Raw genomic sequence first — 26,504 nt, 5'->3', positions numbered from 1 at the left:
AGCCGTGCTTAGCACGGCTTTTTTTATGGTTTTAATACACCCAATTAGAAATGGCGCTTATCTTGCAAAAAACCCTGTTGAGTAATTAATTCATCAAGGTATAAAAATGTTAAAAATTCCGACAGTAAGTGAAGCTGAAAAGCTAATAGAAGAAAAACTCGGTGGTTGGATTGATATCATCATAAGCCATATTCCAAACTTTATTGTCGCAGTAGTTATCACCATTGTATTTTCATTGCTGGCGCGTCTTGTTGGTTCAATGCTCAGAAAGCTATTACGTCGCTCATTAGAGTCTTCGCAAATAGCGGACTTAATGTCATCAATAGCAAAGGTTATTGTGCTATGTGTAGGCTTATTTGTAGCCCTTGATTTCTTGGGGCTTAGAGGCACAGTCACCTCTTTACTTGCTGGTGCAGGTATTGTTGGTCTTGCGATTGGTTTTGCCTTTCAGGACATGACAGAGAACCTGATAGCGGGTATTGCTATGGGTATTCGCAAACCATTTAAAACTGGCGATGTTATTCGCACCGAAAGCGTGTTTGGTACTGTACGGGCGATTAACCTTAGAAACACCCTCATTGAGAACTTTTATGGGCAACTTATCTTAGTCCCTAACAAGATTTTATTTAGAAATATACTCAGTAACTACAGTACCTTAGGTGTGCGTCGTATCGAAGTGCCTGTGGGTATTTCGTATGCCGATGACCCCGAGCAAGCCGCAGAGGTGATTGTTAAAAAAATCAATGAGTTTGATTTTGTAATTAAGCAAGAAGAAACCGCTGTTTACGCCGAAAGCTTTGGTGATAGTAGCGTTAACTTACTAGTTTGGTTTTGGATTAAATACCCCGGCGAAGCGGATTTCATGACAGTACGCCACAAGGCTGTTGTGGCAGTCAGAAACGCCCTAAGCGAAGCTGACATGACCATCCCATTCCCAATTCGCACGTTAGATTTTGGCATCAAAGGCGGCGAAAAATTAAATGCTATGATAAGCGAAAAACAGCAGGATAAAGACGCTGGTGTACCGCAAACCGATGAGTAAAATTTACTGACTCATCGGCGTGATTTACACAGGGAACTGTGGTTGTGAGAAGGAGAGAAAGGAGGACTTTTAGATAAATTACCAAGTCAAATGTTAGCTAGTTTAAAGGAAGAAGCGAGTAAGGATGGGAAATTATAAACTTAATATTCAAGCCGAGGCTGATTTGAGCATAGTGATGCATTATGTCGATATCTGAGAATTAACATAAATAACCTGAACCTGTTAAATAATTTAAAGGAGGTTGGGAGTGTAAATTCGCGCGAAATAAATTTTACGCCTACGGTGAGCTATTCTAACTTAGAGCTTGAAATTTACGGTTTAAAGCTCGGTTCCCGTGTTGGGTTTCGCTGCGCTCAAACCAACCTACCTTAAAGTTTTGTCCTACAAAAAAAGCGCAAGCAGTTTAACTGGTTGCGCTTTTTTATTTATTCGATATGCCAACGATTAGTGAAGGATACGTGCTCTGATTGTACCTTCAACAGCACTTAGCTCTTTAAGAGCGACTTCTGATTGGTCTGTATCGACATCAATTACAACGTAACCAATCGCTTCGTCAGTTTGTAAGTACTGGGCTGCAATGTTGATACCGTGCTGTGCGAACGCTTGGTTAATTTGCGTTAGAACACCTGGGCGGTTGTGGTGTACGTGTAACAAACGGCTGCGGTTTGCAAGTTCAGGCAGTGATACTTCAGGGAAGTTAACTGCAGTAATGGTTGAACCATTATCTGAGTATTTAGCAAGTTTGCCCGCTACTTCAATACCGATATTTTCTTGTGCTTCTTGTGTTGAACCACCAATATGTGGCGTCAAAATCACGTTATCGAACTCGCGTAACGGTGATACAAACTCTTCATCATTTGATTTTGGCTCTACAGGGAATACATCGATTGCAGCACCGCTTAGCTTGTTTTCACGAAGTGATTCAGCCAGTGCATCAATATCAACAACTGTTCCGCGAGAAGCGTTAATTAGAATAGCGCCTTGCTTCATTACTTCAAGCTCTGCCATACCAATTAGATTCTTCGTTTGCGGTGTTTCTGGTACGTGTAAGCTAATAACATCAGCACGCTGTAATAACTGAGTTAGGTTATGAACTTGCGTTGCGTTACCGAGTGTTAGTTTGTCTTCAATATCGTAAAACTCAACGTTCATACCGATATTTTCTGCCATGATACCTAGCTGTGTACCAATGTGGCCGTAACCAATAATACCTAAGGTTTTACCACGCGCTTCAAATGAACCGTTGGCTGATTTTAACCAACCGCCACGGTGTGCTAGGGCATTACGCTGTGGAATACCACGAAGTAATAATAAGATTTCACCAAGTACTAATTCTGCAACAGAACGAGTGTTTGAGAATGGTGCGTTAAATACCGCAATACCACGCTCACGGGCACCTTGCAGGTCGACTTGGTTAGTACCGATACAGAAGCAGCCGATAGCGACTAGCTTTTCAGCTGCTTCTAATACCGCTTCACTAATATGAGTGCGAGAACGAAGGCCTACAAAGTGCACATCTTTAATGCGCTCGATGAGTTCGTCTTCAGGTAAGGAAGTTTTTACGTAATCAATATTACTGTAGCCATTACGTTTAAGCGTTTCTACAGCACTTTGGTGCACGCCTTCCAGCAAGAGAATTTTAATTTTGTCTTTTGCTAACGATACCTTACTCATATCCTCATTCCTATTTACTTTATTTGCGGCCCATTTTTGGTGCCTATAATGACTTTATCTGCACCGCGATGGGCAAATAAGCCGTTTGTTACTACACCAACAATCTGGTTGATTGTTAGCTCTAATTCTTTGGCGTTGCTGATGTCTAAATTGTGCACATCTAAAATGACGTTGCCGTTATCAGTTACAACACCTTCACGGTAAACTGGATCTCCACCTAGTTTTACAAGCTCGCGGGCTACATAACTGCGTGCCATTGGGATCACTTCAACTGGAAGTGGAAATGCGCCTAATGTTGCAACTTCTTTTGATTCATCAACAATACAAACAAATTGTTTTGCTACCGCTGAAACGATTTTCTCGCGTGTTAGCGCAGCACCACCGCCTTTGATCATTTCGTTATGTGGGTTGATTTCGTCTGCGCCATCAACATACACATCAAGGCTTGATACGTCGTTTAACTCAAACACTTCAATACCGAGTGCTTTTAACTTTTCAGTAGAAGCTTCAGAGCTTGAAACTGCACCAACAATGGTGTCTTTTACTGTACCAAGTGCATCAATAAAATGATTCACTGTAGAGCCTGTACCTACACCAACAATGGTGTTTTCATTTACAAACTCGAGTGCTGCCCAGGCAGCGGCTTTTTTTAATTCATCTTGCGTCATAATTATGTGCTCAGTTAGCTATCAGAGAGGCCTATAGTATACAAAGAGTTTGCTTACCATTGGTAGATTTTCTCTGGGGTTATAATGTGTTTTAACGGTACATCCCACGATTCAATAGGTAATGCAGCTACATGCTGACATTGATGCGCAAGACCGATTAATATCGGTTTTTGCCAATTTTCTTGGTAATACCGAGCCAACGTTTTGTCATAAAACCCACCGCCCATTCCTAAACGGTTACCTTGATCGTCAAATGCCACTAATGGCATAAGTAAAATATCAAGCTTGTCTAAAGGACATATTTGACTGCAATTCAACTTGGGCTCCAAGATACCATAGCGATTAACAGTCATGGGTGAATTTTCTTCATACCTCTGAAAGTATAAAGTTGTACCGTTGAAGGGATGAATAATAGGTAGGTATAAAGAGTGTTTTTTTTGCCATAAATCTTTAATTAACAATGATGTGTCAAGCTCTCCATCATTGCTAAAATAGATGCCTATACGCGCTTTTTGAGGAGTTTCTAATGATTTTATGTGTTGAGTAAATTTCATTTTAAGCGTAATTGCTGCATTTTTTTGCTGCTCTTCGGTCAGTGAATTACGCTTTTTTCGGATGGATTGTCTAATTTCTGTTCGTGTGTTGCTCATGTCAATATATACATCAACTTTCTAAGAAAGAGAAAAGCTCAGGGAATAACTCCACAATACCAAGAATGATCAATAAAACAATCACCATCGCAATCAAAGAGTAGAGTAGGGTATTTGAGCGTTTTTTTACAGGTTCAGCGAGTTCTTCATCAAGTAGAAGCTCATCATCTTGCCAGCTTTCATCTTGATCGCTATTACTGCTCTTTTCAACATCTGGTAAACGTTGTTCTAAATCATCGAGCTTTTCTTCTAGGCGGATCAAACTACTGGTGATGTAATCAAGCGCATCAAATATACGTTCATCACGTTGCTTTGCATCTAGGCTGCTAGTGGATTGCGATTGGCTAAGAGGTTGTAGCTTTGCTTTTATACCAACGCTGGCTAATAGCTTCGCTTGCTTAAGAGCCTTTTCTTGCTCGCAAGGAGCGAATATTGGCTTATGCTCGAAAAATCCAGCTACTTTGTTTGTGCTGGTTTTAAGCTTGCTAGCCAGTTGCTCTGTGGCATGAGTTTGATCAATACCAGCCTCAAGTCCTGCAAACATCACACGAAATTTGTCTGCCATCTTTTAGTTATCCTAATCCTTAATGTAGATAACAAAAGTATAAACCTAAATAGATCAATGGATAAACAAAAGCCCGTACAAAACGGGCTTTTTCTTTATAAATGAACAAAATATTTATTTAGTATTTTGCTGCTTTGCCTTCAGCTGGCAACGAGTTAAGGATAAACTCGCGTAGATCATTATTTGAAGACTCAAGATCTGCATGACGTAAATACATCATGTGTCCGCTGCGATAACCCTTAAAGCTTAGGCGATCTTTCATTTTACCACTTGGGTCTAATTGCCACATTGTGTACTTAGCATCAAAGTAGTTAGTTGCACCATCATAGTAACCTGATTGAATCATTACATTTAAGTAAGGGTTTTGCGCCATTGCTAAACGTAAGTTTTCGCCGGTATTGTTGCCGCTGCGATCCCACGGGTGAACATTACCAAATAGGTTATATTTGATATCTGTTTTGTAGTTAAGCTCTTCACGTAGGTAATAGTTAATTGCTGGCGTGAATGAGTGTAACCATGAGGTAAGCTCAGCCCAGTAATCTGGTGACTCACCAGCATCACGTTTATCAATACCTAGATAACGAGAGTCTAAACGACCAACAGTTTGACCGCGGTCACGTAATAATTCTTTCCAAAAGAAATTAGTTGGAATATCAAGGTTGTTTTGTTCAACAAACTTCTCAGATAAGCCTGCGTATTTTGCTGCTTGTTTGATAATTGCACGCTTTTCATCTGCAGGTAAAAAGCCACCTTTAGCGATTGCTGGTAAGAACTTATTTACGGTGAACTGTTCTACTTCAGGAAGTAACTCGTCTAAGTCTTTTGCTTGTAAATCTGCGCTGAGGGCTTTGTGGTACCAAGCTGTTGCTGCAAAGTAAGGTAGGCGGTTAGCTGCTTCTACCGGGCCTTCACGTTTAATACCAATCTCAGTTGGTGAGACTAAAATAACGCCGTTGATATACATCCATTGGCGGTTTTGTAATTCGTGCGCAAGACCTGATACACGTGTTGTACCATAGCTCTCACCAATTAAAAACTTAGGTGAGCGCCAGCGCTCGTTGCGAGAAACAAAGGTATTTAGCCACTCTGCTAAGTATTTGATGTCAGCGTTAACACCAAAAAACATTTTTTGTTGATCTGATTTACTAGGCAGCTCACCCTTTTCGTTTTCAAGTACACGTGAATAGCCGGTATTAACCGGGTTGATATAAACAATATCTGCTACGTCTAAAATTGAATAAGGGTTATCTTTTACGCCATAAGGTTGAACAGGGTAGCCTTCGTCATCAATTTTTAATACACGTGGTCCAGTATAAGCAAGGTGCATCCACACTGATGCAGAACCTGGGCCACCGTTGAATGAAAATACCAGAGGGCGTTTTGTTCTATCGTCTACTTTGTCACGGGTATAATAAGTATATTGCAACGTTGCAACGGCATTGCCTTGCTCATCCCAAACGGGTTGCGTACCAGTGGCGGCGGTATATGAAAAGCGCTCGCCGTTAATGCGTGCTTTATGCTCTGTGACTACTTTGCTGTCGACATCAATGCGACGTGCGTTATCTGCAAAGCTAGGAGTGCTAAAGGTCAGTGTCAGTGCTGTTACCGATAAGCCAATAAAACTAACTAGTTTCATGTTGATTCCTTATTATTCGATTTATAGCTATTAAAAATTAAAGCTAACTCGATGACAAACTAATGAGACTAGTGACCAATATTCGCTGTTGAAGTGGAAATTAACCGAAAATCATGAGCAAATAACAAAAAAATCCTTTTTTTTACTAAAGATAATTTGCTTAATTATTTAGCTAGATTGAAAAATGGCGTATATTTAGCGTGTTTATAATCTGTGCACGTGCGCTTAGAAAAGAGAAGTTATAATGCAAAGAGTGTTAGTTGTTGAAGACAGTAAGGTGGTGCAGCAAGTGTTACGTCACTTGGCTGCTCACTATCTCGATGTCGCTGTCGACTTTACGTGGTCCCTAAAAGAAGGGATAAATTTAATTGCTGAACACGATTATACTTTAGCATTGGTCGATTTAACCTTGCCAGATGCAATGAATGGTGAAGTGGCTAAGTACACGCTTTCAAAGAATATTCCGACCGTTGTTCTGACTTCTAAAATTGATGAGTACATCCGCCAACAAATGTTAGAGCTTGGTGTGGTTGATTATGTCGTTAAAGATAATCGTGATTCGTACCATTACGCAATAAAGTTAGTTGCACAATTACTCAGAAACGATGGTAGCAAAGCGCTGGTGGCTGATGACTCAGTATTGAGCCGCACTTTAATGAAGCAAATGCTCGAAAAGCAATTATTTGCAGTGAGTGATGCCCAAGACGGTGAGCAAGCGTTGCAAATGCTCAAAGACGACCCAGAAATTAAATTGTTACTTACTGACTATGCAATGCCAACAATGGATGGTTTTGAGTTGGTTAAAGCGGTGCGTAATTTCCGCGGCCGCGATGACTTAGCCATTATTGGTTTGTCGGGGGCTGGTAAGCATGGTTTATCGGCGCGCTTTATTAAATACGGCGCTAATGACTTTTTAACAAAGCCATTTATGAATGAAGAGTTTCATTGCCGTGTTATGCAAACCATGGAACAACTCGCTCTAATAGCCGATATTAAAGAAAGTGCATATCGCGACCATTTAACAGGCTTACACAATAGACGCTATTTTTATCAATACGCCGAAAAAATATTAAAGAATGTTGAACAAGAGAATGTTTTAGCCTTGCTTGATATTGATTACTTCAAGAATGTTAATGATCAATTTGGTCACGAAGCGGGTGATCAGGCGCTTAAGCAAGTCGCATCATTCTTAAAAGCAAAGTTTGATGATTTTACCGTGGCACGTATTGGTGGTGAAGAGTTTGCAGTTGTGCTCAATAATATGAATCTAAAAAAGGCAGAGCAGCGATTAAATACATTTAGAGAGCAGTTAGCCAGCCATGCCTTTTCTATTAATGGTGAGCCTTATTCATTGACCATGAGTATTGGTATGACTCCATTTCAAAAAGTGTCGTTAACAGCTGCTATGCGTATTGCAGATAAAGCGCTATATCAAGCCAAGCAACAACAGCGAAATTGCTTAGTTATTCAATAATTGAGTAAATTGCACCAGCTCAGGTTAATTGTTAATAAAATGCACCATATGGGTGCATTTTTTTTGTTCAAAAACCAATATTAAAATATAAATCATTGAATATTAATAATAAAAAATAGTGGCACAAAGGTTGGATTACATACACCAACAGGATAACAATAAGCGTCCGAAGGGGGCCACTATGAAAATGATTAGTGCAATAATAAAGCCATTCAAACTTGATGATGTGCGTGAAGCACTGGCTGATTTAGGCATTGAGGGGATGACAGTTGTCGACGTTAAAGGCTTTGGCCGTCAACGTGGTCACACTGAACTATATCGTGGAGCTGAATACCAAGTCGATTTTATTCCAAAAATCAAACTTGAAATTGCAACTCGTAGCGAAAATTGTCAACGCGTTGTTGAAACCATCACAAAAATTGCTTCAACAGGCAAAATTGGTGACGGCAAAATTTTTGTTTACGACCTAGACCAAATCGTCCGTATTCGTACAGGCGAACTTGATGAAGAAGCAATTTAAGGGGGAATTATGGAAAACACGATTGTAGAGTTGAAGTTCTCGCTCGACACATTTTACTTTTTGATGTCGGGTGTTTTAGTAATGTGGATGGCGGCTGGTTTCGCTATGCTAGAAGCAGGTTTAGTGCGTGCAAAAAATACAACAGAAATACTAACCAAAAACGTAGCACTATTCTCTATTGCCTGCACTATGTTTTTATTAGTGGGTTACAACATCATGTATGTTGATAACGCAGAAGGTGGTTTTATCCCTTCATTTGGTGCATTAATTGGCACTCAAGCTGCTGATGCAGATCACTCTTTAGAGTCTGATTTCTTCTTCCAAGTTGTGTTCGTAGCAACGGCTATGTCAATCGTATCTGGTGCGGTTGCTGAGCGTATGAAGTTATGGGCATTCTTAATTTTCACTGTTGTTTTAACTGGTTTCATTTACCCAATCGAAGGTTACTGGACTTGGGGCGCAGGCTTCTTATCTGAAATGGGCTTTGTTGACTTTGCTGGTTCTGCAATTGTTCATGGCGCAGGTGCAGCAGCCGCTCTTGCAGGTGTGCTTTTCCTAGGTGCTCGTAAAGGTAAATATGGCAAAAACGGTGAAATCTACCCAATTCCTGGTTCTAACCTACCGTTAGCAACACTAGGTACATTAATTCTTTGGATGGGTTGGTTTGGCTTCAACGGTGGTTCACAGCTGCTTATATCTGACGCTGAAAATGCAACAGCAGTAGGTAAAATCTTCGTTAATACTAACGCTGCCGCTGCGTGTGGTGCAATTGCTGCACTTATGGTGTGTAAAGTACTTTGGGGCAAAGCTGATCTAACTATGGTGCTTAATGGTGCATTAGCTGGTCTGGTAACTATTACAGCTGAGCCTGCATCACCAACACCGTTACTTGCTTGTTTACTGGGTCTTCTTGGTGGTTCTTTGGTTGTATTTAGCATCGTTGCACTTGATAAAGCTAAAATCGATGACCCTGTAGGTGCTATCTCTGTACACGGTGTATGTGGTGCTTTAGGTATTATGTTAGTACCACTTTCAAACTCAGATGCAACCTTCGTTAATCAGTTGATTGGCTTAGTATGTATCTTAGGATTTGTGTTCATCGCGTCATCAATCGTATGGGCAATTCTAAAAAATACTATGGGTATCCGCGTTACCGAAGAAGAAGAACTAAACGGTATGGATCAACATGACTGTGGTATTGATGCGTACCCTGAGTTTGTATCAGTTCGCAGTAACTAATCTTTGTGCGTGTTTTTACACGCACAAAAACAAATCATTGTGTGTTCAAATCAAAGCTCTACTTAGGTAGGGCTTTTTTGCAATTAAATAAGTCTTTTCTGATAGGCGATTTAGTCAATTATTAGCTATGCTTTAGGTTCCAATCTAACAAGGAAAAATTATGGATAACAAACTGTTGCTTATTATTATCTCGCTATTTTTACCGCCTGTTGCGGTATTTTTAAAAGCGGGAGCAGGTAAAGATTTAATCATTAACATTATTTTATGTTTTATCTTTTTTATTCCTGCCGTAATTCACTCGCTATGGTTGTGCACACGCTAACCGAGTTTAAGTGACTGTTAATTTTACAGGTGTTAATATTGCCTAGCTTGTCCTGTAAAATTAACTGATCAATAGCGAACTCAATGGCTGATAAAAAAACACCTGCAAAAAAGTCGTCATCAAAAACTAAAGCGGCATCTTCACGCTCTTCTTCTAAGCGTAAAAATTCACCTAAAAATGCTACTAAAGCGAGGATACTAAGAAAGCTTTGGTCAATATTTTGGAAGCTTTCTTTAGCAGTTGTCATTGCTATGACACTGTACCTTATTTACCTTGATGCCAAAATTACCCGCCAATTTGAGGGGAATAAGTGGCAATTACCAGCCCAAGTCTATGCGCGTGCAATGAGTTTTTATCCTGGACAATATTTATCCCAGCAAGAAGTTATTTGGGAGTTAAACCGCTTAAATTACTCTTCAGTAAATAAACTCAGCCGTACAGGTCAGTATGTTAAATCTGCTAACAGCATTAAAGTGTATCGCCGTGAATTTGAATTTTATGACGGCCTTGAAGATGCACACGTTATTGAGCTGCGTTTTTCGGGACAAAAGTTAGCAACCATTAAAGATAAATTTGGTCGCCGTTTGAATAGCGCACGGTTAGAGCCAGTACAAATTGCACGTATCGGCAATGACTCAAAGCAAGATCGTGAGTTTGTACCGCTTGATAAATTTCCGCCAATGCTAAAAGACACCTTGCTGGTGGTTGAAGACCGTAATTTCTATGACCATCACGGCGTATCGGTGTGGTCAATTATGCGTGCTTTGTATAGCAATATCAAAGCAGGGCGTACCGTACAGGGCGGCAGTACTTTAACTCAGCAGTTAGCAAAAAATATCTACTTAACTCGTGAGCGCTCTTTGGTACGTAAATTTAATGAGGCGCTAATTGCCTTAATTCTAGATTACCGCTACAGCAAAGATGAAATTTTAGAGGCCTACCTCAATGAAGTGTATTTAGGTCAGTCTTACAATCAAGGTGTTCATGGTATGGGCCTAGCCGCTGAGTTTTATTTCTCAAAACCTGTGGATGAACTTGAATACGACCAAATTGCGTTGTTAGTTGCTATGGTAAAAGGGCCATCGTATTACAATCCGCGCCGTTATAGTGAGCGCGCAATGGAGCGCCGTGATTTAGTGCTGCGATTAATGGTTGAAAACAAGCTTATTGATACACGTGAATATCGCGCGGCATTAAAGCGTCCTATTGATATTGCACCAATGAAAGACAGCCTGCAAAAGTCGTATCCGGGTTACTTAGAATTAGTTAACCGAGAATTAAAGCGCCTACTACCAGATCAGCAAGTGTTAGATGCCGGAGTACGTGTCTTTACCTATTTTGACTTACAAAAGCAAACGGCTATGGAAGAGTCGATTGAAGCAAGCTTGCCGTATCTTGAAAGACGCCCTAAAACAGAAGAGCTTGAGGCAGCGATGATCTCTGTTAATGTTGAAAAAGGTGGAGTGTCGGCGCTAGTTGCAGGCCGTGACGTACGTTATTTTGGCTTTAACCGTGTACTAGATACCAAACGTAATATTGGCTCATTAGTTAAGCCAGCAGTTTATTTAACGGCATTTGAAAGTGGTCAGTTTAATGTTGCCACTTTAGTAGATGACTCACCGCTGCAAGTAACTAACGAACAGGGCAAAGTATGGCAACCAGAGAACTTCGATAAGCAGTTCCGCGGACCAATGCCACTATACAAAGCATTTAGTAACAGTATAAATATTCCTGCGGTTAACACGGGTCTTGATGTTGGTGTAGATAAAGTGGCTGATACCTTGAAGCGTTTAGGTGTAGAAGGGCGTATTGATCAATATCCATCATTACTTTTAGGTGCACTTGAGCTTTCTAGCTTTGAAGTCGCGCAGCTTTATACAACGCTTGCTGCAGATGGTCAGTACCGCGAGTTAACGTCTATTTCAGCACTGACAGACTCAGTAGGTAAAGTGCTTTATAAACATGATGTAACCTCACAAAAACGCTTTGACGATGCATCAATTTACATGACCAAATACGCAATGAAACGAGTGACCAAAGACGGTACAGCAAAGCGTTTAAATGCCCACTTTCCATCAATTCAGCTTGCTGGTAAAACAGGCACCAGTAATGACTTGCGCGATAGTTGGTTTGCAGGTTTTGACCAAAACACAGTTACTGTTGCATGGATTGGTCGCGACGATAACAAGAGCACTGGTTTAACAGGCAGTGTTGGTGCACTAGAAGCCTATATTCGCTACCTTAAACCACTCAATCCTGAAGCTATAGCAGATACACGCCCAGCTTCTATTCGTTGGGCCTTTATTAACGAAGAAACCGGCCTGCAAGCGCCTCCTGGATGCGGCAAGGTTGTACAGCTCCCCATTCGTGCCAGCGAGTTTGAGCCAAGGCCGACTTGCGTTAGAGATTAATAACACCTTAAATAAACGAATTGGCAAAGAAAAAAAAGCCCCAGCATTGAAAAATGCTGGGGCTTTTTTTTAACTTGCTTAAAGTTTATTAAAGCTTCGCGAATGCGCGCTCTGCGGCTGCAATAGTATCGTTGATTTCTTTTTCTGAGTGTTCAGCACACACAAAGCCAGCTTCAAACGCTGAAGGAGCTAGGTAAACGCCTTCTTCAAGCATTAAGTGGAAGAACTTTTTAAAACGCTCTAAATCACACTCAGTCGCTTGTTGATAGCTAGTTACTTTTTCTTTATCAGTAAAGAAGAAGCCGTACATTCCACCTGCGTAGTTTGTTGTAAGTGCAATGCCTGCTTTTTTCGCAGCGGCTTCAAAGCCTTCACAAATTGCTTTACTTTTAGCTTCTAGTTCATCGTGTAGACCTTCAGCGCATAATAACTCAAGCGATTTTAAGCCTGCTGCCATGGCAATTGGGTTACCTGATAATGTACCCGCTTGATAAACAGGGCCGACAGGTGCGATGAAATCCATGATTTCTTTCTTACCGCCAAATGCACCCACTGGCATACCGCCACCTATTACTTTACCTAAGCAAGTAAGGTCTGGTTTGATATTGTAGTAAGCTTGTGCGCCACCTAAAGCAACACGGAAACCTGTCATTACTTCATCAAAAATAAGCACAGATTTGTATTCATCACACACCTCACGTAAACCTTCTAAGAAGCCTGGTACAGGTGGAATACAGTTCATGTTGCCAGCAACTGGCTCAACGATGATACAAGCGATTTCGTCAGCGTATTTTGCGAAAATGGCTTTTACTTCATCAAGGTTGTTAAACGACACCGTTAATGTGTGCTTAGCGAAGTCTTCAGGAATACCTGGTGAGTTTGGTACACCCATAGTCAGCGCGCCTGAGCCTGCTTTTACTAGTAGTGAGTCTGCATGACCGTGGTAACAGCCTTCAAACTTTAAGATTTTGTCACGACCAGTGAAACCACGTGCTAAGCGAATCGCACTCATGGTTGCTTCAGTACCTGAGCTTACCATACGTACTTTTTCGATTGATGGTACCAGCTCTTTTACTTTCTCGGCCATTAAGATTTCAGTTTCGGTTGGTGCACCATAGCTTAAGCCATTTTCAACGGCTTCTAATACCGCTTGTTTAATAGCAGGGTGGTTATGACCCATGATCATTGGTCCCCATGAACCAACGTAATCGATATAACGGTTACCATCAGCATCAAAGGTAAAAGGACCTTCTGCTTTAGTGATGAATAAAGGAGTACCGCCAACGCCATTGAAGGCACGAACTGGTGAGTTTACACCGCCTGGGATTGATTCTTGCGCGCGATTAAAAAGATCTTGGCTAATTGTCATGAATAGTCCTATTGGGTTGTCACGTTAAATGAGTTGGTTTGTAAGGGCTCAAAGAGCCCAAAACGAAGCGAGTTAACTATTACGTTTACGGCTAAACCAAGGCACGTCGACTTCATATTGCTCAACTTTGTCGGCAACATCTAAGGTTAGAGCAAACAACGCCATGCGGATTAACACGCCATTTTGAACTTGGCGGAAAATTGCTAGGTTGTCGTTGCTATTTAAATCGTTATCAAGCTCGTTTGCTTCTAAACGGCTATCACGAGGCAGTGGGTGCATCAGTACTGAGTTTGGTTTACAGTGTGCATTGTAAATTGCTTGGCTGATACGAAAACCACCACGGTATTTGTTCGCTTCTTCTTGTGAAGGGAAGCGCTCTTCTTGAATGCGGGTTTGATATACAATATCAGCCGCTAAGTTGCCTTCCATTTTATCTACTAGTTGAATTTTATGACCGGCGTTATCAACAGCATCTAAAATGTAGTCTGGCATTTGTAAGCCATCAGGTGCCACCATAGAGAATTTTACGTCTTTATAATGACACAGTAACTTAGATAAAGAGTGCACAGTACGGCCGTATTTTAAATCACCCACTAGGGCAATGTGCATACCGTCGATACTTTGGTTGAAACGGCCAAGTTCACGTTCAATCGTTAGTAAGTCAAGTAGGGCTTGAGTTGGGTGCTCATTCGGGCCGTCACCGCCATTGATTACTGGTACATCACACCCAGTGGCAAACTCAGCAACGGAGCCTGCATCAGGGTGGCGCATTGCGACTGCATCTGCATACGCAGAGATAACACGAGCGGTGTCATATAACGATTCACCTTTTGCTAGCGCAGAGCTTTGCATGCCTGTTGTTTCGCGGACTAAGCCACCTAGTAAGTTAAATGCGGTACCAAAGCTTACGCGAGTACGCGTGCTTGGTTCAAAGAACAAGTTCGCTAAAATTGCGCCCTCTAAAACATTGGTGCGCTTTTGCTTTTTAGCATAAGGCTCCATTTTCTTAGCAACTGCAAAAATACGTTCAATACAATCTCGATCAAGCTGATTGACCGACAGGATATTTTCACCTTGGAAACTTAGCATGGGGTTTGTTCCTAATCACATTTATAGGGCGCTGGCACTCGGTATGGGAGGCCGCATAAATTTGCGCAGTACTATAGCAAATTTTTAGCGTACACAGCAGCAAATTATAAGTTAGGTTTAATAATTGCCAGTGCCACTATAGCTAAAAGGATGAGTACCGGAACTTCATTAAAAATACGGTAAAAGCGATCGCTACGTTTATTGCGATCATGCTTAAAATCAGCCAGTAATTTAAAGCAGTAGCCATGATAGATATAAAGAATAATCACTAATACCAGTTTGTAGTGCAGCCACATGCTGTATCTAAACCAATCACGACCATATTCAAAAATCGTTAATACGCCAAACACGAGTGTTAATACGGCAAAGGGCGTAACGAAATAAAGTAAACGTCGCTCCATTACTCTTAGCATTGAGTTACAGGCTTTTTCTTCACTCATTGCGTGGTAAACGAATAGCCGAGGCAGGTAAAAAATACCGGCAAACCAAGCGATCATAAAGAACACATGAAACGTTTTATAAACTAATAGCGCAGTCATTTAAGTATCCATTTTAATTGTTATAACAAACTGTTGCGTATGGTAAGGATATGCCTGATTTGATCCCAACGCAAAAGACCCATAATTTGTTGGTTATCAAGTAGGTTGTATATATACACCGCACCGCTGCGTTTATCTTTCAGTAAATCAAAGGCATCGGCCAACGTTGCTTGGCTACTTAGCCCTGTAAGGTTGACGTATTTGATATTACTATTTTGATCAGACATTAGACTTAAATCATATTCAGCAAGACGATAGCCGTTTTCTTCATCATGCACAATAAGCGGCGTTTGGCTATCAAGGGCATCAAGCGATTCTTTGATTTGCTGTTTGTCATCACTGTAAAGTAACTTGAATTGTTCATCCATTTCAGCCATTACTCCGACTTTTTGTAACGCTTCGGTGGCTGGCGATATTTGATACTCAAGCCCTTGGAAATCAAGTTGCTGCATAAAAATAGAGCGGTTACCAAAAAACTGCAGTGCAGTGACATAAGCCGTTGAGATCACCAGCATGGCTGGCACAATAATCTCAGGACTTGAGGTTAACTCCATAACCGTAGTGAGTGCAGCAAGTGGTGCGTGCAATGTAGCTGCCAATAATCCTGCCATGCCAAGCATGCTGTAGGTACCAGTAATATCAACTCCCGGGCTAATAAACTGAGCAAAAAAAGCCATTAATGTGCCCATTAATACCCCAAGCCCAATTACAGGACCGATGATCCCGCCAGGAATACCCAAGCCAATAGCAAATAAGGTGGCGAGTAATTTGGCAATCAAGATGGTAGTTAAAAACTGCACATCATCTGGTGACTCAATGGCAATAGTGATTGCACTCATACCTGAGCCCATTGCATGGGGAACCATATAAGCAATTAAGCCTGCGATTAAACCTGCCAGTAATAGGCGAGGGAACATGCTTAGCGGTTTAAAGGTGCGGATTATAAGCATCAAGTTTTGGTTAAATGCATAAGCAACAGCACCAAGTGCCATACCAAAGATGATTAAAAATGGGTAATGCCAACCACTCAATGGATTCATAGTAATAAGTGCAAGCTCAGAAGCGTCACCAAAAACAAATTGAGTCGCTAATGCGCCAGTTACCGCAGCGAGCATGATGGGCACGAAAATATGCACTTTATATTCTCTAAGCACCACCTCCATTACGAAAATAACGGCTGCAAGCGGGGTGTTAAATGATGCGGCGATACCGGCTGCAACACCACACCCTGTTAGGGTACGCATTGCATTGTGTGGAAGGTGTAATTTATCGGCCAGTAAACTGGCGCCCGTTGCACCCATATGTACCGAAGGGCCTTCTCGACCTACCGAAAAACCACTTATCAGGGCTAATGCTCCACCGACAAATTGGTTCACCGTGTTGTAAAGCGGCATATGACCATAGTGTTTTTTAATGCGGTGTATTACAAATGGAATGCCAAGGCGATAATGCTTAAAGCCAGTTAGAGCTGCGAATAGAGCAATTAATAAGGCGGCACTGACCGGAAGAAGAACTCGTTCAAGAGTGGGTAGTGTTGAGAAGTCATCAGGTTTCTCAAGAAATAAACTCTGGAAAAACATGATAGTGAGGCGAAAAAGAATGATTAAAACTGCCGCAATTAACCCTGCACTTACACCAAGTAAGCACAACTGCACAGATGTTTTAGGCTTTGCTAAACGACGTCTTAGTCTTTCAAGCCACATGCATATTTCCTCACAGCACTTTTGAGCCGCAGTTTAGCAAATCAAATTCACTAAGTCCTTGTGATTTTGAAATTAATAAGTAATTTACTCAATGAAGGTTATCGGCACGGTTACTATTCAGCTGATCCGTTAGAGAAGGTAAATGTGCTTTAATTGCATGAGATAGTTCGGGGACGAGCCCAGCATGTTTTTTATGTACAACAGTATTGACTGTCATTTGTCTTAGTACAACAACTTCAAATTCTTTTCGCAAGTTATGAATATCAATTTCAAGTGCAGGGTAGAACACATTGTCAACTCGGCCTTTCTTTAGCATTCTTAATATATGGTTTAAATCTTCATTTAGAATTACACGCGCTTGAATATTAAACTCCTTGAGCAATTCAAGGTCTCCCATCGAGCTCATAATACTAATGTTTTTATCGTCTAAGTTAGTACGGTTACATGTTTCAGATTTACGACATATTAAGACAATATTTACGGTACCTAAGCTTGGTTCAACGACGATAATATCATCGAACTTACTTAGGTTGCTTTTTGAACGAACTATATCCCCATCGACTATCCCAGCATTAAGTAATAGCACGCCTCTGCGTGAGGGCACGGCTTGAAGTTGAGTTTTGATATTTAATTCATCATAAACAGTTTCCATAAACTGTTTGAATGGCGCTATATGAGGGATATCTATATAGGTAAATAATAACTTTTTGGGTTTTATATAGTGTGTTGTCGATTGTGAATTGTCATCAAATAAGCTCTTTAGTTGAGCTAGTTTGCTTTGATTCTCTGGTGTGATTTTAATACCAATAACGAGTGGGAAATCTGTAAATTGTCTGACTATTTTCGGTTCAGGTAACCCCTTTTTAATAGCAAAATAACCTAAAATCTCAGGAGCAGAAATGACAAACTTAACCTGATTAGTCGTTAATAAGATGAATAACTGCTCATCGGTGGCGACTCGAATGATGCTATCATTATAAGCTTGAATTATGTTCTCAATATATCCAGGATAGACATAAGAGTCGACTACAGCCACTTTATTATCACTAAAGAGCTTTTCTAAATTATCAAATGCTTGTTCATTCTGTTGATTTGTTAACACAGCAAGTTGTGAGTTAAAAATAGTAGGCGAAGCGATAAAGCCTGGTTTTATTTCCGAGAGCCAAGCAGGGTAGTAACCTAGATACCCCGGTTGTTCGGCCTTTTCGATTGCATCTTGCCATGGTAAGTATTCAACATTAAGCTCAATTCCTTGTTTTGCAAGTGTGTTTCTCAATGAAGCAATCGCATTACCGCCATTTGCCATTTTACTGCTGGCATAGGGAGGAACTTCTAAAGATGTAATTTTCCATGTTTCATTATCAGCAGCAGTGACACTACCCGACATACCCAGCATTAATAGGATGAGTGGCAACAAATAGGTTCGCATAAAACAATATCATCATTTATCGTTCAGTAATTATACGCCTAAATTATAACCTTTTTGTATTTTTATTGGTCTTTTTAGCTAAAACGCGGGCAATCCTATTATCTAAGATGATGAGTTTAAAGTGTATAGCCTAGCCGTGCTGTTATTAAGTACGGATATTGCTCCCTTGAGATACTTGATTAAAACACTCGGGTATTAGATAATCGCCACATTATAGGTTTTGAGGGTCTCGGTATGTCTGATGAGTTGCCAATTAAGTTCAGCGATGCAGCAGCTGTTCGTGTTAAACAGTTAATCGAAGAAGAAGAGAATCCGGATTTAAAGCTACGTGTTTATGTAACAGGTGGTGGTTGTTCTGGGTTTCAGTACGGTTTTACTTTTGATGAAAAAGCCAACCCTGGCGATTTAGAGATTGAAAAAAACGGTGTTACCTTAGTGGTCGACCCGATGAGTATTCAATACTTAGTCGATGGTACGGTAGATTATACTGAAGGGTTAGAGGGCGCACGTTTCTTCGTTAACAACCCTAACGCAACAACAACTTGTGGTTGCGGAGCTAGCTTTAGCGTTTAAAAATTTTTTGAAAAAGCCACTTGATGTGGCTTTTTTATTGTTCATACTCTCTTAATCCCTTCATTAATGCACTCACGCATCAGCAGAAGTAAGTTTTAGCTTCTGAGTTTAAGAATAACAAAAGAATAGAAACCTTAGTTGTTAGCAGTTTTATCGTAACGGTAATTTAGTTGCTTTCGGGTAATACCAAGTAATCAGCAGCTAGCTGAAAATACACATCAATCAACCTGTTCAGATCGCATTGCCAAAGTTAAGGGCTGAGTTTGAAAGCTTGGTTGTTGAGTAAGAACTTATAAAAGGAATAGGTTCATTTTGAGGTTCTAGGCATGCATCTATATAAGGGGATTGTGTTGTGGTTCAGTCAGTAAACGTCGTTGCTGCAATAGGTTATTGCAGTAATTGGCAGATTGGTATTCGAGACCATACGACACAGTTCTCCTTGCTTATTAGTGCTAAGAAAACGAAATCGTTAGCTCGTTTAGGTAACTTCGTTGCGCCTTGATTAATAATAAGTGACTCTAGTGTTGAGTCACTTTAATCATCAGTAAAAAGAAGCCCAAAACAAATACAGAGGCGATTAATATATATACAAATCCTTTTTTCCCCTGCTTAATTGGTACACGATTGTGTCTAAGAAACAGGTACCACGCTACACAGAGTACAATTGGCAACAAAAATAATATACGAAACATTTCTTAACCTTTTTCAGTATTTACATACACTTTAAGCATAAATTTACAGTTTATAAAGCGATAATTTAAGTGTGATAAGGTTTCAATTGATTAATTTTTTGGTACAGTTAACAACTGGCAATAGAGCACATGCTTTAATTTTAGCTACAATTAAGTTTGTTTAACTATGCGGTCCATTCCTAAAAGAAGGACATTTGTATAATTATTCATCCAAAGCATAAGTTATTAGTATATAATGTGTTCAGGAGTGAGACGGGCAAAATTTCACTCTAAATTTTTAATTTAAATCATCTAGTAGGAGATGTATTTTATGATGGGTAAAACAGTTTCTTCTGAAGAAAACTCAAAATTAACGAAATGGCTTAAGACGAAGCGCCATGAGAAAGGTCACACAATGCGCAGTCTTGCACAAGTGTTAGGTACGCCTCACTCTTTTATTGGTAAAATTGAAAACCAAGAGCGTCGTTTAGATGTTATTGAGTTTATGCGTTATTGTGATGCGCTAGAAGTTGACCCATACGAAGGTCTTAACTTATTAAAAGACGCATAATTGTTGACTACCCAGAAGTTTTTAACTTCTAGCATATAGTATGAATAGTGCATGGATGCACTATTTAAGCCCCGCTATTGTAATCCCTACACTTTATTTACATACGTTTTTATTTTGTTAATTGTTTTTGTGGTAGTTGTTTTCTAACGCATAAAGTTTATGGCGAATTAAGAACAAAAATACCAATGATGGAATAACCATAAGTGCTGTTAGCACAAAAAACATGGCCCAGTTACCATCTAACCAATCATCAATTACAACGCCGCTGTAACTTGAAAGCAAAGTTCTACCTAAATTACCTAATGAGGCAAGAAGCGCGTAGTGCGTTGCACTAAATGCTCTGTCGCAGAGCATAGATATAAATGCCACCATAGCAACGAGAGACCATGCTTGGGTAAAGCCATCAACGATAATGGCAAATGCATACAGACTCAATTTAGGGCCCGCAATAGCAATCCAAGCAAAAGCTAAGTTTGAAGCAGCCATCGCAATACCACTAATAAACAAGCCCTTTACAATGCCATAGCGTTGATTAAATAGACTCCCTAAGAATGTGAAAGCGATGGTAAGCACTGCAGTGCCCACTTTCGAGAAGGTGGCAATGTCACTATTCGTAAAGCCTACTTCTTTATAGAACACAATAGACATTCGTCCTAAAAAGGCTTCACCAATTTTAAATAAGAAGATAAAGGCTAATAATGCGAGTGCTGTTTTAACACCATTACGCGCAAAGAAGGTTTTGAATGGATCAATAACAGTTACAGCAAGCCATGCGATTATTTTTGTCAGTTTGCTTTGTTTGGCACCAGCTAACTTTTGTTGGTAAGTGCGTTCAAGTTCAGCTTGCACAAGTTCGCGGTTAGAATCAGGCTCTTTTGCCCAAAAAACACTGCTCATCAGTAATAACATGACAACAGATAAGAAAAAATAAACTTCAGGCCAGTCAATTGATGGAATGTCAGCTAAATAAAAAGGCAAGGCACCAAGTAAAGCATAGCCACTCCACCAACCTGATGTTGCCATCGCTGCTGCAGCGGTAGCTTTATGACTTTCATTCTCGGCTAAGGTATCAATACGAAATGCATCAATAGCAATATCTTGGGTCGCAGATGCAATAGCAATGACTAAACAAATTGCCGCTGCAAACCAGAGGTTAGCTTTAATATCTAAACCTGCAAGTGCAAAGGTGCCAATAAAAATGACTGACTGACACAATAAAATCCAACTGCGGCGCTGACCAAGCCAATTGAATAAGAATGGTAACTTGACGCGGTCAACTAATGGAGACCATAAAAAGTTAATACTGTAAGCACCGAAAACTATACCAAATAAGCCGATCATACTTCGGCTTAGGCCCTCATCTTTTAACCATGCAGACAAAACAGAGCCAATCAACACCCATGGAAAGCCACTGCTGATACCAAAGATAAAAATGTTGATTAAACGTTTGTCTTTGAAATACGAAAAGTACTCTGAAATTGAAAGAGGGTTTGTCATAGTATTGCCAATTGATGGGGCTAAGAAGCCCCTAATTATTATTGATTAGCGTCAAGCACTTTAACGTTTAAAATAACGATAGGTGTTTTTGGTACAAAGCTGTAACCAATTTTTTCGTTGTATGCGGTTTCTGTACGCATAATTTTATCAAGAGTTTCATAGCCATCCATAACCATACCAAATACGGCAAAGCCCCAATCGCGGCCCGGGTTTAAATGGTCATTGTCGTCCATGTTAAAAAAGAATTGGCGAGTGCCTGAGTGCGGCTTACGGTCTTGGTACGCCATAGCGATACTGTACATATCATTTTTTAAGCCATTACCACTTTCGTTAAAAATAGGGTCGTATTCGTGCAAGCCATCGTAGTCTTTGTCATAACCCCCGCCTTGGATCACAAAATCGCGTTCGTTATCGTCGTCGCGTTCTACACGGTGAAAAACACTGCCTTGGTAACTGCCATCAGCAACGTAGGTTAAAAAGTTATTCACAGTAATCGGCGCACGAGAGCGGTCCATTTCAACCACGATGCTGCCAAGTGTCGTGACAATTTCAACACGTGGAAACATATTGTCTTTTTGAATAAACTTACCTTCAGTTGCTGCAAATGAACTGTGAGCAAATAATAAAATAAAACTGAGTAAGAGAATGCGCTTCATAGTTACCCCTCTAAATAAGCGATTAATTCTGGGTCAGATACAATGCGGGTAATTAATTGTTCAGTCAACTTATTAAGCTGACTTTCAATTTTCGCACGGTCATGACTTAAAGGCCCTTCTAAATTAGCACCACCTCGATACACCTTACTAAAGTTGCTGTTATTTCTAATCACACGGACACCTAACTCAATACTGGCAACACTTGTGTGTGTCATCAGTTTTTCAGTTACTACGGCTTGTAGTTTATGAATGTCAACTTCAAAGCGAGTTGTAGCAAGGTTAGAAATATTGGCTCCATTTCTACTCAATGCGCTATCGAGGGTACTCTTGAGCGAATCTGCTATTCCTGGGCTGGCTAAAGTCTTCACTTTACCGGATTCAATGATTTTTAGAGTGACATTATCACCTCTTAAATCAATAACACTGGTACTTACGTTGCTATCTATATGGGTGATTTTACCACTTTGATAAACAGGGTTTAAAATTAGTTGATTAGGCTGATTACTACACCCAGCAAGCGCTAATAATGCACATAAAGAAAGTAACTTTCTCATTTAGATTGCTCCATCAATGATTTTTAGTTGCACTAAGTACGACAAACTTTTTGTTAGAACCTAATAGTTTGCAATTGCCGAACATGCGCTTTAGTTTTTCATGGTAGTCGAGGTGGCGATTACCGATAATCCTTAATTCACCACCTTGTTTAAGAGTATGTTTGGCTTGTTTAAACATTTGCCAAGCGATGTGATCAGTCACAGCTTGTGCTTGGTGAAACGGTGGGTTACATAAAACAAGATCAGCACTGTCAGGTTCAAAATCGGTTAAGCAATCGTTTTGTATAAACTCACATTGCTCAAGTTGTTCAGGTAGATTGTGGGTAACATTTAGTTTAGCTGATTCAACGGCCATATACGATTCGTCAACAAAAGTGACATGGGCTTTAGGGCAGCGTTTTAATGTCATCAAGCCAACTACGCCGTTGCCACAGCCTAAATCAATAATACGGCGAGCTTTGCTAGTTTGTGGTAAATAGTTAAAGAAAAAACGTGCGCCAATGTCTAACGAATCTCTAGAAAATACATTCGCATGGTTTTGAATTTCAAATTCACTGCCTTCAAGTGGCCAACTTACAGGGAAGGGGGCTTTTTTATCAAAACCACTGGTTTTACTGATTACTAAGCGAGACTTTTTAACTGCTAAGCTGGTTGAGGTATCACCAATATACTGATTAAAGGCTTTAATTGTTGAATTATGGATATCTTTGGTCTTACCCGCGGCAATAACTGCAATGTCTTTAGGAAGAGCTGCGCTAATAGCTGCAAGCTGATGCTGTAAATAGCCTAAATTGCGGGGCACTTTTAAGATCACTAAATCAACCTGGCTTGGTAAAGCTTGTAATGAATGAAGCTGCTTAACTGAATCAATCGTTAACTCATTGGCTTTTAAATTGTAACGTGTTGCTTGATGACCAATATACGAATCGTTAACTGAATAAACTGTTAATGAACTTAATGCGCAAGCAAGTGCGCCAAAGCTGTCATTCAAAATGAGCACTGAATTTGCGTCAGGGTGATGTTCTTGTACATAATTGACAAGGTATTCATCACCAGAATCCCAGGCTTGAAGACTGCGATTTTTTTGATCTAAAGGAAAACGTTCTAGGGTATAGGTGTTATCACCGAGCTGTGCTTGGGTGGTCATCATGATTTTACGATAAGTATTTAAGTATAGGTAAATTCTAACATGCAACAGCCAAACGCCAACCCTAATCATTTACCTGAGGGGTTTTCTTATCAAGCGAAGGCTTTAAGTGCGCAAAAAAGTCTCGATTTATTTTATTACCTACAGCAGCATCTTAATTGGCAGCAGCCTTCTATTAAAGTTTATGGAAAAAGTCATGTGATCCCCCGTTTGCAGTGCTTTATTGCTGATCCGAATGTTAATTATAGCTATTCAGGGTCCCAGCTAATTGTTGAACCTTGGCCAGCGGTGCTTGATGCTATGCGTAAACGTTTAACAGCGCAATTGCAGATACCTTTTAATGCATTATTGGTAAATTTATACCGAGATGGTCAAGATTGTATGGGCTGGCACAGCGATGATGAAAAAGAGCTCGGCCAGCAGCCGACTATTGCATCAATATCTCTGGGGGCTGAGCGGAAATTCAAAATAAAGCATAAACATACTAATGAGCAACACGATCTTATTTTACAAAGTGGTAGCTGCTTAATTATGAATGGCCATAGTCAGCGTGATTACCAGCATTGCTTGCCCAAACAACAAAGGTTAAAACATCCTCGAATTAATCTTACCTTTCGCTCAATACGATAAAATTATTGGTAAAATGAGCTACGCCCTTGATATAGTAACGGCCAATTATTTTGCAATTAAAGGTCTATGACACATGTCAATGCAACAACAAATTGAGGAAAAGCTCGCTGCGGGTATCGAATGTAAACACCTGAATGTTGTCAATGAAAGCCATATGCATAGCCGTGGAACAGAATCGCATTTTAAAGTGGTGGTTGTGAGTGAAGAGTTTGCAGGTAAACGCTTACTTGCCCGACATCGTCAAATTAATGAGCTATTAAAAGATGAATTAGCAAACCACATTCATGCATTAGCGATCCACACATTTACTCCTGAAGAGTTTAGTGAACAACAAGGACAGGCACCTGAATCACCTAAATGCTTAGGCGGCTCAAAGTTCGACTAAATTAGCAGGACAGTCACCCAAAGTTAAGTGGACAGTCACTCTAAATGGGTGCTTACCCCAGAAAGATTTCAGTGGGTCTGAACAGTTTTATACTGATCAGACCTGTATTTTAACTATTAGCCTTTAAACTAGCGCTAATTTTTATTGTGATAGATATAGGATGATCAATGGTCATTAAGCCTAAAATTCGTGGATTTATTTGCACTAACGCACACCCGGTAGGCTGTGCTGAGCATGTACAAGAACAAATTAACTATGTGAAAGCGCAAGGACCACTGAGCAACGCACCAAAGAATGTACTCGTTATTGGTGCGTCTACTGGGTACGGCCTAGCCTCGCGTATTACTGCTGCGTTTGGTGGCGGTGCGAAAACGTTAGGTATTTTCTTTGAAAAAGAAGGTAGTGAGCGTAAAACAGGCTCTGCAGGTTGGTATAATACTGCAGCATTTCAAGCGGCAGCTGAAGAAGCTGGTTTGTGGTCTAAGAATATCAATGGCGATGCGTTTTCTAACGAAATTAAGCAAAAAGCAATTGATACAATCAAAGCTGAACTAGGTAAAGTTGATTTAGTTATCTACAGCCTTGCGTCTCCTCGTCGTACCGATCCAAATACGGGCGAAACTTACTCGTCAACGCTTAAGCCAATTGGTTCTGATATCACAACGAAGAATCTAAACACTTCAAAGCGTGTGATTGATGAAGTAACGGTTGAAGCAGCAAGCCAAGAAGACATCGACAATACAATTAAAGTTATGGGCGGTGAAGATTGGGAAATGTGGATTGACGCATTAAAAGAAGCGGATGTTCTTGCTGATAACTTCAAAACGACTGCCTACACATATATTGGTAAAGAATTAACCTGGCCAATTTACGGTCATGCGACAATCGGTAAAGCCAAAGAAGATCTTGACCGTGCAACGCAAGCAATCAAAGAGTCTACGAAAGACTTAAATGGTGAAGCGTATGTGTCTTCATTAAATGCGGTTGTAACACAAGCAAGCTCGGCAATTCCAATTATGCCTTTATATATTTCTGCTTTATTCAAAGTAATGAAAGCAGACGGTACATACGAAGGCACAATAGAGCAAATTCACGCGTTATTTACTGAAAACCTTTACGGTGAGACGCCACGTTTTGATGACGGTGGTCACTTATTCCAAAACTACAAAGAGTTAGAAGATGATGTTCAAGCTCGTGTACAACATGTTTGGGATACTGTAGATACAGATACTATTGACGAATTAACGGATTACGTGGGTTACCACAACGAATTTTTACGTTTATTCGGTTTTGGTATCGACAGTGTAGATTACGATCAAGATGTGAATCCTGATGTTGCGATTTCGCAGCTTATCGATTAACCGATAAACAAACTTTATTTTGAAAAGTCGCTTTTTTAAGCGACTTTTTATGTTTGTGGATGAAAATAAATCTGCATCAATAGCACTTTGGTCTATATTGAATTTTATTCAAATGGTTTTTGTAGTCTA

The 26,504-nt window shown here is 40.3% G+C and carries 27 protein-coding genes; 12 read left to right on the top strand and 15 right to left on the bottom strand.

The features are described 5' to 3' along the window. Positions 1-106 precede the first annotated feature (106 nt). A complete protein-coding gene (locus tag ACSFVZ_RS11615; protein WP_138557270.1) occupies positions 107-1,042 on the top strand; it encodes a mechanosensitive ion channel family protein in 936 nt (311 codons plus the stop codon). 444 nt (positions 1,043-1,486) lie between these two features. Here ACSFVZ_RS11615 and serA read toward each other — a convergent pair whose 3' ends face one another. The 5 genes from serA to ACSFVZ_RS11590 form a co-directional block, all read right to left on the bottom strand. Beyond that, entirely contained in the window at positions 1,487-2,716 is a 1,230-nt protein-coding gene (serA, locus tag ACSFVZ_RS11610; RefSeq protein ID WP_135923716.1) for a phosphoglycerate dehydrogenase, read from the bottom strand. A 14-nt stretch (positions 2,717-2,730) separates the two neighbouring features. Then, on the bottom strand, positions 2,731-3,384 hold the full coding sequence (gene rpiA, locus ACSFVZ_RS11605) for a ribose-5-phosphate isomerase RpiA (RefSeq protein WP_135923717.1): 654 nt from the start codon (positions 3,382-3,384) through the stop codon (positions 2,731-2,733). 53 nt (positions 3,385-3,437) lie between these two features. Continuing rightward, entirely contained in the window at positions 3,438-4,034 is a 597-nt protein-coding gene (locus ACSFVZ_RS11600; protein ID WP_235384140.1) for a 5-formyltetrahydrofolate cyclo-ligase, read from the bottom strand. A gap of 13 nt (positions 4,035-4,047) precedes the next feature. After that, on the bottom strand, positions 4,048-4,599 hold the full coding sequence (locus ACSFVZ_RS11595; RefSeq protein WP_135923719.1) for a hypothetical protein: 552 nt from the start codon (positions 4,597-4,599) through the stop codon (positions 4,048-4,050). A 118-nt stretch (positions 4,600-4,717) separates the two neighbouring features. After that, positions 4,718-6,235, bottom strand: a complete 1,518-nt coding sequence (locus ACSFVZ_RS11590; protein ID WP_135923720.1) for a S10 family peptidase — start codon at positions 6,233-6,235, stop codon at positions 4,718-4,720. Between the two features lie 244 nt (positions 6,236-6,479). Between ACSFVZ_RS11590 and ACSFVZ_RS11585 the strand changes: the two genes are divergently transcribed. The 4 genes from ACSFVZ_RS11585 to ACSFVZ_RS11570 all read left to right on the top strand — a co-directional run bounded on the left by ACSFVZ_RS11585 (position 6,480) and on the right by ACSFVZ_RS11570 (position 9,790). Then, the gene (locus ACSFVZ_RS11585) at positions 6,480-7,709 is read left to right on the top strand and encodes a diguanylate cyclase (protein ID WP_435558901.1); all 1,230 of its coding nucleotides are present in this window, start codon (positions 6,480-6,482) and stop codon (positions 7,707-7,709) included. A 181-nt stretch (positions 7,710-7,890) separates the two neighbouring features. Beyond that, positions 7,891-8,229 (top strand): P-II family nitrogen regulator, encoded by a 339-nt coding sequence (locus tag ACSFVZ_RS11580; protein WP_054554260.1) that lies wholly within the window; start codon positions 7,891-7,893, stop codon positions 8,227-8,229. A 9-nt stretch (positions 8,230-8,238) separates the two neighbouring features. After that, complete coding sequence (locus tag ACSFVZ_RS11575; RefSeq protein ID WP_135923722.1) at positions 8,239-9,468, top strand: ammonium transporter AmtB; 1,230 nt, start codon at positions 8,239-8,241, stop codon at positions 9,466-9,468. A gap of 160 nt (positions 9,469-9,628) precedes the next feature. Further along, the gene (locus ACSFVZ_RS11570) at positions 9,629-9,790 is read left to right on the top strand and encodes a YqaE/Pmp3 family membrane protein (RefSeq protein ID WP_135923723.1); all 162 of its coding nucleotides are present in this window, start codon (positions 9,629-9,631) and stop codon (positions 9,788-9,790) included. Here ACSFVZ_RS11570 and ACSFVZ_RS11565 read toward each other — a convergent pair. Then, entirely contained in the window at positions 9,747-10,037 is a 291-nt protein-coding gene (locus ACSFVZ_RS11565; RefSeq protein WP_435558913.1) for a hypothetical protein, read from the bottom strand. The two genes, ACSFVZ_RS11570 and ACSFVZ_RS11565, sit on opposite strands and share 44 nt — an antisense overlap. Between ACSFVZ_RS11565 and mrcB the strand changes: the two genes are divergently transcribed. Beyond that, entirely contained in the window at positions 9,985-12,201 is a 2,217-nt protein-coding gene (gene mrcB / locus ACSFVZ_RS11560) for a penicillin-binding protein 1B (protein WP_435558910.1), read from the top strand. The two genes, ACSFVZ_RS11565 and mrcB, sit on opposite strands and share 53 nt — an antisense overlap. An 88-nt stretch (positions 12,202-12,289) precedes the next feature. On the opposite strand, the gene hemL is transcribed toward mrcB, so the two are convergent. The 5 genes from hemL to ACSFVZ_RS11535 all read right to left on the bottom strand — a co-directional run bounded on the left by hemL (position 12,290) and on the right by ACSFVZ_RS11535 (position 18,330). Further along, positions 12,290-13,570: a glutamate-1-semialdehyde 2,1-aminomutase gene (gene hemL, locus ACSFVZ_RS11555; RefSeq protein ID WP_063706269.1), complete on the bottom strand. Its 1,281-nt coding sequence runs from the start codon at positions 13,568-13,570 to the stop codon at positions 12,290-12,292. 72 nt (positions 13,571-13,642) lie between these two features. Next, the gene (locus ACSFVZ_RS11550) at positions 13,643-14,659 is read right to left on the bottom strand and encodes an aspartate carbamoyltransferase (protein WP_138557276.1); all 1,017 of its coding nucleotides are present in this window, start codon (positions 14,657-14,659) and stop codon (positions 13,643-13,645) included. A 104-nt stretch (positions 14,660-14,763) separates the two neighbouring features. Then, the gene (locus ACSFVZ_RS11545; protein ID WP_435558900.1) at positions 14,764-15,198 is read right to left on the bottom strand and encodes a CopD family protein; all 435 of its coding nucleotides are present in this window, start codon (positions 15,196-15,198) and stop codon (positions 14,764-14,766) included. A gap of 20 nt (positions 15,199-15,218) precedes the next feature. Beyond that, positions 15,219-16,901 carry a chloride channel protein gene (locus ACSFVZ_RS11540; protein ID WP_235383911.1) on the bottom strand — a complete coding sequence of 561 codons (1,683 nt, stop codon included), beginning with the start codon at positions 16,899-16,901 and terminating at the stop codon, positions 15,219-15,221. Positions 16,902-16,989: 88 nt separating this feature from the next. Next, positions 16,990-18,330: a transporter substrate-binding domain-containing protein gene (locus ACSFVZ_RS11535; protein ID WP_435558899.1), complete on the bottom strand. Its 1,341-nt coding sequence runs from the start codon at positions 18,328-18,330 to the stop codon at positions 16,990-16,992. A 234-nt stretch (positions 18,331-18,564) separates the two neighbouring features. Between ACSFVZ_RS11535 and erpA the strand changes: the two genes are divergently transcribed. The 3 genes from erpA (at position 18,565) to ACSFVZ_RS11520 (ending at position 20,145) form a co-directional block, all read left to right on the top strand. Then, positions 18,565-18,903, top strand: coding sequence for an iron-sulfur cluster insertion protein ErpA (gene erpA, locus ACSFVZ_RS11530; protein WP_135923730.1), 339 nt, complete (start codon positions 18,565-18,567; stop codon positions 18,901-18,903). 352 nt (positions 18,904-19,255) lie between these two features. Next, complete coding sequence (locus tag ACSFVZ_RS11525; protein ID WP_281546607.1) at positions 19,256-19,405, top strand: hypothetical protein; 150 nt, start codon at positions 19,256-19,258, stop codon at positions 19,403-19,405. Between the two features lie 500 nt (positions 19,406-19,905). Continuing rightward, the gene (locus ACSFVZ_RS11520; protein ID WP_054562310.1) at positions 19,906-20,145 is read left to right on the top strand and encodes a helix-turn-helix domain-containing protein; all 240 of its coding nucleotides are present in this window, start codon (positions 19,906-19,908) and stop codon (positions 20,143-20,145) included. Between the two features lie 117 nt (positions 20,146-20,262). Here the strand turns inward: ACSFVZ_RS11520 and ACSFVZ_RS11515 are convergent, their stop codons facing one another. The 4 genes from ACSFVZ_RS11515 to ACSFVZ_RS11500 are packed head-to-tail and all read right to left on the bottom strand — an operon-like array spanning position 20,263 to position 23,999. Then, positions 20,263-21,642 (bottom strand): AmpG family muropeptide MFS transporter, encoded by a 1,380-nt coding sequence (locus tag ACSFVZ_RS11515; protein ID WP_135923731.1) that lies wholly within the window; start codon positions 21,640-21,642, stop codon positions 20,263-20,265. A gap of 38 nt (positions 21,643-21,680) precedes the next feature. Continuing rightward, positions 21,681-22,298 carry a peptidylprolyl isomerase gene (locus ACSFVZ_RS11510; protein ID WP_135923732.1) on the bottom strand — a complete coding sequence of 206 codons (618 nt, stop codon included), beginning with the start codon at positions 22,296-22,298 and terminating at the stop codon, positions 21,681-21,683. 2 nt (positions 22,299-22,300) lie between these two features. After that, positions 22,301-22,852: a YajG family lipoprotein gene (locus tag ACSFVZ_RS11505; protein WP_138557280.1), complete on the bottom strand. Its 552-nt coding sequence runs from the start codon at positions 22,850-22,852 to the stop codon at positions 22,301-22,303. Positions 22,853-22,865: 13 nt separating this feature from the next. After that, positions 22,866-23,999, bottom strand: a complete 1,134-nt coding sequence (locus ACSFVZ_RS11500; protein ID WP_435558909.1) for a methyltransferase — start codon at positions 23,997-23,999, stop codon at positions 22,866-22,868. Between the two features lie 42 nt (positions 24,000-24,041). Between ACSFVZ_RS11500 and ACSFVZ_RS11495 the strand changes: the two genes are divergently transcribed. From ACSFVZ_RS11495 to fabV, 3 genes are all read left to right on the top strand, one after another. Next, positions 24,042-24,629 (top strand): alpha-ketoglutarate-dependent dioxygenase AlkB family protein, encoded by a 588-nt coding sequence (locus ACSFVZ_RS11495; protein WP_135923734.1) that lies wholly within the window; start codon positions 24,042-24,044, stop codon positions 24,627-24,629. Between the two features lie 73 nt (positions 24,630-24,702). Further along, the gene (locus ACSFVZ_RS11490; RefSeq protein WP_135923735.1) at positions 24,703-25,014 is read left to right on the top strand and encodes a BolA family protein; all 312 of its coding nucleotides are present in this window, start codon (positions 24,703-24,705) and stop codon (positions 25,012-25,014) included. Between the two features lie 167 nt (positions 25,015-25,181). Next, positions 25,182-26,375, top strand: coding sequence for an enoyl-ACP reductase FabV (gene fabV, locus ACSFVZ_RS11485; RefSeq protein WP_435558898.1), 1,194 nt, complete (start codon positions 25,182-25,184; stop codon positions 26,373-26,375). Positions 26,376-26,504 lie beyond the last annotated feature (129 nt).

This window comes from Pseudoalteromonas nanhaiensis, from assembly GCF_051235485.1.
GTDB lineage: Bacteria > Pseudomonadota > Gammaproteobacteria > Enterobacterales > Alteromonadaceae > Pseudoalteromonas > Pseudoalteromonas lipolytica_C.
Note: the sequence above shows the minus strand (reverse complement) of the source record. Positions and strands in the feature narration are given on the sequence as shown.